10 protein-coding genes are annotated in these 12,674 nt (G+C 22.7%); 9 read left to right on the plus strand and 1 reads right to left on the minus strand.

Annotated features, from left to right (window positions below; translation table 11 throughout):
- Positions 1-214 precede the first annotated feature (214 nt).
- Genes leuS through tusA form a run of 4 tightly spaced genes read left to right on the plus strand, consistent with a single transcriptional unit; the run spans position 215 to position 4,754 of the window.
- Positions 215-2,797, plus strand: a complete 2,583-nt coding sequence (gene leuS, locus AB4W74_RS02255) for a leucine--tRNA ligase (protein ID WP_367681838.1) — start codon at positions 215-217, stop codon at positions 2,795-2,797.
- Between the two features lie 34 nt (positions 2,798-2,831).
- Complete coding sequence (gene holA / locus AB4W74_RS02260; protein WP_367681839.1) at positions 2,832-3,839, plus strand: DNA polymerase III subunit delta; 1,008 nt, start codon at positions 2,832-2,834, stop codon at positions 3,837-3,839.
- 12 nt (positions 3,840-3,851) lie between these two features.
- Positions 3,852-4,496 carry a nicotinate-nucleotide adenylyltransferase gene (gene nadD / locus AB4W74_RS02265; RefSeq protein WP_367681840.1) on the plus strand — a complete coding sequence of 215 codons (645 nt, stop codon included), beginning with the start codon at positions 3,852-3,854 and terminating at the stop codon, positions 4,494-4,496.
- A gap of 12 nt (positions 4,497-4,508) precedes the next feature.
- Positions 4,509-4,754 (plus strand): sulfurtransferase TusA, encoded by a 246-nt coding sequence (tusA, locus tag AB4W74_RS02270; protein WP_367681841.1) that lies wholly within the window; start codon positions 4,509-4,511, stop codon positions 4,752-4,754.
- An 80-nt stretch (positions 4,755-4,834) separates the two neighbouring features.
- Here tusA and asd read toward each other — a convergent pair whose 3' ends face one another.
- Complete coding sequence (gene asd / locus AB4W74_RS02275; protein ID WP_367681842.1) at positions 4,835-5,950, minus strand: aspartate-semialdehyde dehydrogenase; 1,116 nt, start codon at positions 5,948-5,950, stop codon at positions 4,835-4,837.
- Positions 5,951-6,269: 319 nt separating this feature from the next.
- Here asd and AB4W74_RS02280 point away from each other — a divergent pair, with 319 nt between their 5' ends.
- The 5 genes from AB4W74_RS02280 to AB4W74_RS02300 all read left to right on the plus strand — a co-directional run bounded on the left by AB4W74_RS02280 (position 6,270) and on the right by AB4W74_RS02300 (position 12,652).
- On the plus strand, positions 6,270-6,857 hold the full coding sequence (locus AB4W74_RS02280) for a YhgN family NAAT transporter (protein WP_367681843.1): 588 nt from the start codon (positions 6,270-6,272) through the stop codon (positions 6,855-6,857).
- A gap of 27 nt (positions 6,858-6,884) precedes the next feature.
- Entirely contained in the window at positions 6,885-8,042 is a 1,158-nt protein-coding gene (locus AB4W74_RS02285) for a phosphoglycerate kinase (protein WP_367681844.1), read from the plus strand.
- Positions 8,043-8,089: 47 nt separating this feature from the next.
- Positions 8,090-9,169 carry a class II fructose-bisphosphate aldolase gene (gene fbaA, locus AB4W74_RS02290; protein WP_367681845.1) on the plus strand — a complete coding sequence of 360 codons (1,080 nt, stop codon included), beginning with the start codon at positions 8,090-8,092 and terminating at the stop codon, positions 9,167-9,169.
- 156 nt (positions 9,170-9,325) lie between these two features.
- Positions 9,326-10,177, plus strand: a complete 852-nt coding sequence (mscS, locus tag AB4W74_RS02295) for a small-conductance mechanosensitive channel MscS (protein WP_367681846.1) — start codon at positions 9,326-9,328, stop codon at positions 10,175-10,177.
- 60 nt (positions 10,178-10,237) lie between these two features.
- Positions 10,238-12,652 (plus strand): exodeoxyribonuclease V subunit gamma, encoded by a 2,415-nt coding sequence (locus AB4W74_RS02300; protein ID WP_367681847.1) that lies wholly within the window; start codon positions 10,238-10,240, stop codon positions 12,650-12,652.
- Positions 12,653-12,674: the final 22 nt, after the last annotated feature.

Below are 12,674 nucleotides of genomic sequence, written 5' to 3' on the forward strand. Positions count from 1 at the left end.
TTCAAATAAGACTCAATTGTACTTTATAATTTATTGTTAAACTTATAAAATAAATAATAATACATTACAAAAACATACTGAAATTTGAAAACTAAATATCCCCTTTTTAAAAAAAAATTATTATCCATCAAAAAAAGTTAAAAAATATTTAATTGATATTTTTTAAAAGAGTTAAATTTTTTTGAATTATTATATATTTTATACGAGAAAAATTATGGAAAAAGAATATTCACCAAAAAAAATTGAACCATGTGTACAAAAATACTGGAAAGATAAAAAAACCTTTCATGTTTATGAAGATAATAAAAAAGAAAAATATTATTGCTTGCCTATGCTTCCTTATCCTTCTGGAAAATTACATATGGGTCATGTAAGAAACTATACAATTAGTGATGTTATTGCAAGATATCAAAGAATGTTAGGAAAAAATGTTTTACAACCTATCGGTTGGGACGCTTTTGGATTACCTGCTGAAGAAGCTGCTATTAAAAATAACAGTTTACCATCTGATTGGACAGATAAAAATATAAAATATATGAAAAAACAACTGCAATCTCTAGGATTTAGTTATGATTGGAGCCGAGAAATAACTACATCGAAACCAAATTATTACCGTTGGGAACAATGGTTTTTTACTAAATTATATAAAAAAAAGTTAGTTTATAAAAAAAATAGTTTTGTCAACTGGTGCCCATATGATAAAACTGTTTTAGCCAATGAACAAGTGATACGTGGTTGTTGCTGGAGATGCCAAAATAAAATTATAACAAAAAAAATACCACAATGGTTTATAAAAATTAGAAAATACGCAGAATCTTTATATAACGATTTAAATAAATTAGAAAATTGGCCTGAAAAAGTAAAAAATATGCAAAAAAATTGGATTGGTCGATTAAAGGGATTTGAAATTATTTTTAATATTTTTAATAGTACTAAAAAAATAAAAGTATTCGTTAAAAAATTAGATAAAATAATGGGAGAAATATATATCTCTATATCGCCTTTTCATAAATTTTCTAAAAAAATCGCTAAAGAAATACCTGAAATAAAAAATTTTATAAAAAAACAAGCTATTGAAAACCTTTCACAAGAAGATATAGAAAAAACAAGATTCGAAGGAATCAATAGTAATATGTTTGCTATTCATCCTATTACAAATCAAAAAATACCTATTTGGATAGCAAATTTTGTTCTAAAAGAATATGGAACTAAAGCAGTTATATCTATTCCAGAAGATAATCAAAATGATTTAAATTTTTCTATAAAAAATAATTTAGACATAAAATATCTTATTAAAAAAGATAAAAATATAACATTATGTAGTGCATTTGAAAATAAAAAAAATATATTATTTAACTCTGAAAATGTTAGTTTGTTGGATCAAAAAAACAACATTTTAAAAATACATAAAATGCTATCTCAAAAAAAAATCATTAAAAAAAAAATAATTTATAAATTACAAGATTGGTGTATATCAAGACAACGTTATTGGGGTGCACCTATTCCAATGGCAACAACAAAAAGTGGAAAAATTATAGCAATACCAGAAAAAAATCTCCCGATAGTTTTACCAAAAATAAAAAATGATTCTTACTCTCTACAAAAATCTATTTATAATAATTCTGATTGGACTAAAATTAAAATCGGTGATCAAGATCTTATCCGAGAAGTAGATACTTTTGATACATTTATGGAATCATCTTGGTATTATGCAAGATATACTTGTCCAAATTTCAACAAAGGTATGATAGATCCGATATCATCGAAATATTGGCTACCTGTGGATCAATATATTGGAGGGATAGAACATGCTACTATGCATCTAATATATTTTAGATTTTATCACAAACTCCTTCGCGATTTTAAATTAGTACAATTTGATGAACCAGTAAAAAATTTATTATGTCAAGGAATGGTGCTTTCTAAAGCATTCTATCAATTTGATAAAAAAAAACAACGTCATTGGATTCACCCATCTTCTGTAAAAATAGAAAGAAATATACAAGGAGATATTATTAATTACTACAATAAAAAAAACAAAAAAGAAGTAATATATGCAGGTATGATTAAAATGTCTAAATCTAAAAATAACGGTATTGAACCAGAGATAATAATTAATCGTTATGGTGCTGATACAATTCGTTTATTTATGATGTTTGCTGCGCCTATAGAATCATCATTAGAATGGAGAGAATCAGGCGTAAAAGGAATTTATCGTTTTTTAAAAAAAATTTGGAAATTAGTATTTGATTATATTGAAATAAAGCATACACATAAAAATATACATTTTAATTTATTAAATAAAAAACAAAAGAAAATTTATTATTTATTACATAAAACTATTTTTAAAGTTTCCGATGATATAGGTCGTCGAAAAACATTCAATACTGCCATTTCTGCAATTATGGAGCTAGTAAATAAATTAATAGATTTTCAAATAGAAAATGAAGAAGATAAATGTATTATTAAAGAATCTTTATTAGCAATTATTAAAATGCTTTATCCATTTACGCCACATTTTTGTTTTATTTTATGGAAATATTTAAATAAAAAATCTTCTATTGATCATGAAAAATGGCCTGTTTTTGAAAAAAAAATTTTATTTCAAGATAAATATAAATTAATTGTTCAAATTAATGGAAAAAAAATATGGATTTTAGAAGTAAAAAATAATTTAAAAAAAGAAGAAATTTTACTTTATGCAAAAAATAATTCAACAGTTCAAAAAAAATTAGAAAATTTAAAGATAAAAAAAATAATTTATATTCATGAAAAAGTAATTAATTTTATAACATGAATATAAGAGTAAATAAAATGGTAATAGTATTAATATGAACATTATATACCCAGAAGAATTAAAAAAAAAATTAACACAGAAATTACATTGTTTATATATTTTATTAGGAGAAGATTTGTTTTTATTAAATAAAAATGAAAAACTAATATTAAATTTTGCAAAAAAGAAAAATTTTTTAGAAAAAAGCATTATCAATATAGAAAAAAACGCAGATTGGAATAAAATCATTAATTTTTATAAATTAAAAAATATTTTTTTTAAAAAAAATATTTTAGTAATAAATTTTATTATAAAAAAAATAGATAAATCATTAACTAATCATATAAATAAAATACTTTCTATTAAGAATACAGATATACTAGTAATAGTAAAATTTTATGCATTATCTAATGCTATAAAAAAAAGCAAAATAATTAAAACATTTGACCAAGAAAATAATATCATATCTTGTTTTACACCATACGAATGGGCATTTAAAAACTGGTTAAAATATGAGATAAAAGAAAGAAATTTAAAAATAAAACAGGATTCTCTTTTATTAATATATAAATATTACCAAGGAAATACATTATTTGCACATCAAATATTAAATATTATTTCTATTACTTGGCCATGTGAAAATATTGAAACCGAGAAGGTAAAACAGATTATTGATAATTTTTCAATTTTTTCTCCTATACATTGGATAAATGCTATTTTCAGTCAAAATACAAAAAAAGCTATTTATATATTAGATAGTTTTTTTCAAAAAAAATACAATCCTATTTTTTTAGTTCGATCTCTCCAAAACGATTTATTAATTTTAATAAATATGAAAAGAGAAAAAAAAATAGATATAAATGCTTTTTTAAGAAAAAATAATGTTTGGCTTAATAGATCAAAATTTTTTATACATGCTCTAAATGTTATAAATTTTAATCATTTTTTAAAAATAATTCGAATTTTACTAAAAATAGAAAAAAAAATTAAAAAAGAATATGATAACTCTGTATGGATAGAGTTAAAAACATTAACATTATTATTATCTTTCACATCTACATAAAAATAAAAAAAGATGAAAGAAATATATGCAATTTTTGGAGGAAATTTTGATCCTATTCATTATGGTCATATCACCTGTGCTAAAAAATTAGTACAAGAAATTTCAATAAAAAAAATAATATTACTACCCAATCATAGACCTCCTCACCGTAATCAGACAAAAACATCTATACTAGATAAAATCAATATGATTAAGCTTGCTATTGATGGCAATCAATTATTTAAAATAAGTTACTTAGAAATAAAAAAAAATAAAATATTTTATACGATCGACACATTAAAAAAAATAAGAAGAAAAATAGGATATTTGCAACCATTATGTTTTATAATAGGTGAAGATAATCTAAATAATTTAAATCTTTGGAAGGATTGGGAAAAAATATTATCATTATCACATTTAATTATTTGTCCTAGAAAATATGAAAAAAAAAATAATAATAAATTAAAAGAATGGATTATTTCTCATACTATTAAAGATATTGATATATTACATAAAAAACCATATGGATATATTTTTTTCTCTACAATGCCCACTATTAATATTTCGTCAACTCAAATAAGAAAAAATTATTATGAAGGTAAAAACGCGAAAGGATTACTACCTTCAAACATAGAAAAATACATTCTATCAAAAAATTTGTATAAAAAATTATTATAAAAAAATACAAACATGAAAAAAAATATTGTACTAAATTTAATTGGTCTTAGATGCCCAGATCCCATTATGTTAATAAGAAAAAAATTAAGAAAAATGAAAATCAATGAAAAAATTTTAGTTCTAACAGATGATCCGTCTACTAAAAGAGATATTCCATATTTTTGTAACTTTATGAAACATGAACTTATAGATCATGCTATTAACATAAAACCATACCGTTATCTATTAAAAAAAGGACAAAATTTAAAGGAAAATTAATTAAATTAGTAAAAAATATTAAACTAATTAATATACACACTGTGTGTGTATATTAATAAAGAGTATTCAATAAAAAAATATTATGTTTTAATTAATAAATTCAATATTCTTCTTAAAGGCTCAGAGGCACCCCATAATAACTGATCACCAACAGTAAACGCAGAAAGATATTTGTTACCCATATTTAATTTTCTTATTCTCCCTACTGGTATATTTAATGTACCAGTTACGATAGTAGGAGTTAAATTACAAACTGTCTCTTCCATATTATTAGGAACAACATTGACCCATTTATTATGCTGTATAATTATTTCTTCAATATTTTTTAATGTAAGGTTTTGATTTAATTTGATTGTAAATGACTGACTATGACATCGAATTGAACTAATTCGAACACATGTCCCATCAATTAATATATTTTTTTTTAAACCTAAAATTTTATTTGTTTCAGATTGTCCTTTCCACTCTTCTCGACTTTGACCGTTTTTCATCTTTCTATCTATCCAAGGTATTAAACTAGTAGCTAAAGGTACAGAAAAATTTTTCAACGGAAAACCTTGATGACAAATTGCTTGAGTGACTTTTCTTTCAATATCTAAAACTGAATAAGAATTATTTAATAAATCTTTAGAAACTGCATTATATAAAAAACCCATTTGTTTTAATAATTCAATTACAAAACCAGAACCAGCACCAGAAGCTGCTTGATAAGTAGATACAGATATCCAATCTATTAAATTATTTTTAAATAATCCCCCCAAAGCCATCAACATCAAACTAACAGTACAATTTCCACCTATAAAGGTTTTAATGCCTTTATTTAACCCATGATTTATAATATCTAAATTAACTGGATCTAATACAATTATGGCATCATCATTCATGCGTAAAGTAGATGCAGCATCTATCCAATAACCTTTCCAATTTTTATTACGCAATTCTGGATATACTTTCTCAGTATAAGAACTTCCCTGACAAGTAAGAATAATATCCATTTCTTTTAACAATTCTATATTATAAGCATCTTTTAAATTTTTAAATACAACATTATTTATAGTAGGTCCATCTTGACCAGGTTGAGAAGTAGAAAAAAAATGAGGAACGATTTTTAAAAAATCTTTTTCTTCTTCCATTCTTTTTAGTAATACTGATCCTACTATTCCACGCCAACCAATTATTCCGACCGACTTTGCCATAAATCAATATACGGATTTTTAAATAAACAATAATTTTATTAAAATTAACAAATAATTGATTTAAAATAAAAACTTCCCGTCCTCCAAAAATAAAAATAAATGTATAATTTTTAAAAAAATTATTTTTTTAAAAAATTTTTTAAAATTTTAATATACTATAAAATTACAAGTGTATCTTAAAATTAAGATTGTTATATATATATTAAAAAAATAGTATATCTATATCATAGATATAATTTTTAATATTTTTTTTAAGTATATACCATTAAAAATTTATATCTTTAAACTTTACATTTTTACAAGGAAATAATAAATTAAAATGAATGAAATAATTTCTACCACTATATTACTAATTTTAATAATGGATCCCTTAGGTAATCTTCCTATCTTTATGACAATACTAAAAAATTTAGATAAAAAGAGACGAAGAATAGTAGTTATACGTGAAATGATTATAGCTTTAATAGTTATGTTATTATTTTTATTTGTTGGAGAAAATATACTAACTATTCTTAATTTAAAAACTGAAACAGTATCAATTTCTGGTGGAATTATATTATTTATTATTGCAATTAAAATGATTTTCCCTTCAGAAGAAAACAATACTGGAAACTCTTTAGAAGAACCATTTTTAGTACCTCTTGCTATTCCATTAGTAGCAGGACCATCTTTACTAGCCACATTAATGTTATTATCCCATCAATATCTAAATCATATGTCTTATTTAGTAGGATCGCTGATGATTGCATGGTGTTTTACAGTGATAATATTATTATTATCTAGTTTATTTTTAAAATTATTTGGTGATAAAGGTGTAAATGCACTAGAACGATTAATGGGTCTTATATTAATAATGCTATCTACACAAATGTTTCTGGATGGTATAAAAGCATGGTTTAAAAATTAGAATATTACTAATAAAATAGGCAATTTTATGAATCTAAAAAAAATGACTGAATTAGACATTAAAGGAAAAAAAGTTCTAATTAGAACTGATTTAAATGTTCCAATAAAAAATGGAGTTATACAATCAGATGCTAGAATAATTTCAGCTCTTCCTACTATCGAATTAGCAATTCAAAAAAAAGCTAAAGTAATTGTTATGTCTCATTTAGGACGTCCAGAGGAAGGATGTTATACAAAAAAATATTCATTATTACCTATATTTGAATATTTAAAGAAAAAATTAAAAAGAAATAAAATTTACTTCTCTAATGATATAAATAAAATTAAAATAAATGAAGGAGAAGTATTGCTATTAGAAAATGTTCGTTTTAATGTAGGGGAATTAAAAAATGACGAAAATTTATCTAAAAAATATGCTAATTTATGTGATATTTTTGTTATGGATGCGTTCGGGAGTGCACATAGAAAACAATCGTCAACATATGGAATTGGGAAATTTGCAAACATTGCATGTGCCGGACCTCTCTTGATATCTGAAATTAATACTTTAAAAAAAGCACTAAAAAATCCACAACGTCCTATGGTAGCTATCGTAGGTGGAGCGAAAGTATCAACAAAATTTAATGTACTAAATAAATTAGCTCAAATTTCAGATACAATAATAGTTGGAGGGGGTATAGCAAATACATTTTTAGCTATTGATTATAATATTGGTAAATCATTACATGAACCAGAATTTATATCAAAAGCTAAAAAATTACGTGACAAATATAATAATATTATTATACCAATTGATTCACGTGTAGGAAAAAATTTCTGTCATACTGAAAAATGTATAATAAAATTACCTTGTGAAATTGAAAAAAACGAAGAAATAATGGATTTTGGAGATAAAACTATAAAAAAAATTATTAAAATCCTTCAAAAATCAAAAACTATTCTTTGGAATGGACCAGTAGGAGTGTTTGAATTTCCTAATTTTAGAAAAGGAACAGAAATGATTGCAAAAACAATCGCACAAAATAACGGATTTTCAATTGCTGGAGGAGGAGACACAATCTCTGTTATTGATATGTTTAAAATAAAAAGTAAAATTTCTTATATTTCAACAGGAGGTGGAGCATTCTTAAAATTTATAGAAGGAAAAAAACTACCAGCAATAAAAATGTTAGAAAAAAAATTTTAAAAACAATCTTATATATATTAATAAAAAAATAGATAATAGGAAAAAACTTGAAAAGTTTAAATTCTATTCCACCTGGAGTAGTAACAGGTGATGAATGTAAAATAATATTTGAAATAGCTAAAAAAAAGAAATTTGCAATACCAGCTATTAATTGTATAGGTACTGATTCAATCAATACTGTTTTAGAAACTGCTTATAGAATAAAATCACCAGTTATTATACAATTTTCTTATGGTGGTTCTGCTTTTATTGCAGGTTGCAAAAAAATATTTTCAAAAAATCAACATAATCAAGCTATTCAAGGATCTATATCAGGTGCACAACATATTCATTTAATGGCTAAATATTATAAAATACCTGTAATACTTCATACAGATCATTGCTACAAAGAAATATTACCATGGATCGACGGCTTATTAATAGAAGGAGAAAAATATTATCAAACTTTTGGAAAACCGCTTTTTACTTCACATATGATTGATTTGTCAAAAGAAAAATTAAAAGATAATATTTATATATGCAAAAAATATTTAAAAAAGATAAAAAAAATGAATATGATGTTAGAAATTGAATTAGGATGTACAGGAGGAGAAGAAGATGGTATAGATAATAGTAAAATAGATAAAAAATTACTTTATACTCATCCTAAAGATGTAAATTATGCATATGAAAAATTGAGTAAAATTAGTACAAATTTTAGTATTGCTGCCGCATTTGGAAATGTACATGGCGTATATCAACCCGGAAATGTTAATTTAAAACCAGAGATTTTAAAAAAATCGCAGGAATACGTCAGTATGAAAAACAATTTAGGGAAACTACCATTGAATCTAGTATTCCATGGAGGTTCAGGATCAAATATAGAAGAAATAAAAAAAGCAATTAAATATGGGACAGTAAAAATGAATATTGATACCGATATGCAATGGGCAACTTGGAAGGGTGTTTTAAATTTTTATAAAAAAAACAAAAGTTATTTACAACAACAATTAGGAAACGAAAATGGAGAAAACATACCAAATAAAAAATATTATGATCCTAGAACATGGATAAGACAATCTCAAAAATCTATGTCTATAAGGTTAGAAAAAACGTTTAAAGAATTAAATGCTTATAATATTTTATAAAAAATTTATGCTCAAATACGGGGAATAAATAAAAATATTCTCCGAAATAATTTAAAATATATTTTTAAAAAAAAATCAAATCAACTCTTTTTTAGAGTTCTAAACTGGAATTTATATTCCAATAAGTATTCACTTTATAAAAAGATCAAAATAAAAATGAACGAATTAAATGTAGTAAGCGATATTCATCATGCTGGAAATTGGTTAATACGAAATCAAGAATTATTATTCGGATATATAATTAATTTAACATCCGCTATTATCATTTTATTTGCCGGCATGTTTGTAGCTAAAGTAATATCTAACGGAGTAAATCAAATATTAATTACACGTAATATCGATGCTACTATTGCTGGATTTCTTTCTGCATTGATGCGATATATTATTATTACTTTCACATTAATAGCTTCATTAGGAAGAATTGGAGTACAAACTACTTCTGTCATTGCTATATTAGGAGCTGCTGGTATGGCAATTGGATTGGCGCTACAAGGTTCTTTATCCAATTTCGCAGCAGGAGTATTACTTGTAACTTTAAGACCATTAAGAGCAGGTGAATATGTAAATTTAGGTAATGTAGCAGGAACAGTCTTAAATATTCATATATTTTATACGACCTTACGTACACTAGATGGTAAAATTGTAGTGGTACCAAATAATAAAATAATTTCCGGGAACATTATCAATTATTCTAGAGAACCAGCGCGGAGAAATGAATTTTCTATTAGCGTGTCATATAACACAGATATTGACTTAGTAATTAAAGTGCTAAGAGACGTTATAGAAAATGAAGATAGAGTTATAAAAGATCGAGATATTATTATTGGTTTAAGTGAATTAGGTCCATCATCTTTAAATTTTGTTGTTCGATGCTGGAGTAGTACTGACCAATTAAATGCAGTGTATTGGGATTTAATGGCTAAATTTAAAAAAGCACTAGATGAAAATAACATTAATATTCCTTACCCACAGTTAGATGTACATCTTTATAAAAAAAATAAAAATTAATTTTTTATATACTTATAATACACATATTTTAATTTTTTATTTATACAAGATGAGGGATTTATGTTTTTTGTTTATCAATCAAATCAAATAAATATTTTATTTTTAGAAATGTATAAAATAATTAAAAATAAACCTCTTCTTAATATCTTTGAAAAAGAAGTAATTATTAATGAAAACAAAATTTTATTTCAATATTTAAACTTTTTTATAGCTAAAAAAACAGGAATTTCAGCAGACTTTGAATTAATTTATCCTAATGTTTTTATTTGGAAAATATTTAGACAAATTTTTCCTGAACTTGAAAAAAGAAATATATTTTCAAAGTCTATTCTTACTTGGAAAATTATGAAAATTATAGAAAAAAATAATTTTATTCAATTTATAAAAAAAAGTGATAAGATAAATAAAAAATTTGATTTTTCATTTTTAATGGCTTGTTTATATGAACAATACCTTTTGTATAGACCAAAATGGATAAATGAATGGGAAAAAAAATATAAAAAAACGTCTATTTTAGACCACAATAATATATGGCAAGTACAATTATGGATAAATATTATCCAATGTACAAAATCACTCAAACAACCATCACATCATTTTTCAAATTTGTTTGAAAAGTTTAAAATACTTATTAAAACAAAAAAAATCAAATTTCCGAAAAGAATTTTTATTATTTCTTCTTTTAAATTAAATCCGACATATATGGAAATATTTAAAGAGATCAGTATATATACAGATATATATTTCTTATTTATCACTGCTCACAAAAAAAATATATGTCATACAAGTTTAATTAATAAAAAATCATCTTTAGAAAAAGATATTTTAGAAAACTCATTAATACATTTGTGGGAAAAACATGAAAAATATTATTTGTTCTTTTTTAAAAAATTTAAAAATATACAATTTAATTATTTTTTTCAAAAAAACAAAAAAAAGAATTTATTAAATGCAATAAAAAATAATTTTTTAAAAATTAATGAAAAAAAAACAACATCAAAAAAAAAATATTTTTTAGATAAAGATAACTCTATTTCAATAAATGTTTGCCATAATAAAAAACATGAAATTGAAATTTTGTATCATACATTATTAAAAATTTTTAATGAGAATTCAAAAATAAAAGCTGGCGATATTGTTGTCACCTCATTTTCATTGGAAAATTATATAAATTATATTAATTGTATATTTAAATCTGATAACAAAAAAGAAACAATACCTTTTTACATATGTAAAAAATATTCTAATTCAATAAAAAAAATATTATTTATATTTAATAAAATATTAAATATTTCAAATATCCGTTTTAATAATGAAGAAATATTAGATTTAATTAATATACCAGATATAGCAAATAATTTTTTTATATCAGAAGAAGAAATAAATATTTTATATAATTGGATTGAAAAGGCAAATATAAGATGGGGTTTTCACGAAAAAGAAAAAAATAGCTTGTTTTATTTTAAAAAAAATTATAATTCCTGGTTTTATGGCATTAAAAAATTACTAACTAGTTATGCTATAAACGAAAAAGAAAAAATTTGGAATGATACTTTATCTTTTACTACTATTGATAGTTCAAGAGAAAAATTAATAGAAAAATTAATAATTTTAATTAAAACAGCTGAAAAATGGCATAAAAAATTGTCTTATCCAAAAAAAATTGCATCTTGGCGATCATTATTTCAATGTTTTATCAACGACTTTTTTTATCAGAATAAAAATCAAAACAAAAAATTAGAAAAAAATATTTCTTTTATTAAAAATAATTGGGTTAAAATGATTGACGATGCACTAATATCGAATTATGAAAAAAAAATTCCTATTAGTGTACTGAAAAAAAAATTTTCACACATTATGAATAATGTTAATTATAAAAAATTTTTACCAGGAGTAATAAACTTTTGTCATCCATCTTTAATATGCTATATTCCATTTAAAATAAAATGTCTTCTTGGAGCAGATAATAAAGAAATACCTAAAAAAGATATCACAAATTCTTTTAATTTACTAAATAAGCATTCATATATAGGTGATTATAATACTTGTAGAGAAAGTTATTATATATTCCTTCAAAATTTTATTTCTACTCAAGAACTATTCTATATCAGCTACGTAGGATATTCCGAAAAAAATAATAGTAAAATCTATCCGTCAATATTAATCGATCAATTATTAAATTATATAAAATTAAATTTCTATTTTTTAAAAAATCAATATATAAAAAATATTTTAAAAAAACATAAAAAAAATCATCTTTATGAAATAAAAAATATTGATACTAATATAGTTAAAAAAACAAAAAAAATAAAAAAAGAAATATATAATCAAATTTTTCCTATGCAAAAATCAGAATTAAATCCTTTAATGAAAATTAATTTAAAAAATTTAATTCAATTTTGGAAAAATCCAATAAAATATTTTTTTAACATTGTATTAAATGTAAATTTTCAAATAAAAAAAAAAATATTATAACGGAACCATTTTCAATAAATTA

This window comes from Buchnera aphidicola (Hyalopterus amygdali), assembly GCF_964059015.1.
Lineage (GTDB): Bacteria > Pseudomonadota > Gammaproteobacteria > Enterobacterales > Enterobacteriaceae > Buchnera > Buchnera aphidicola_BN.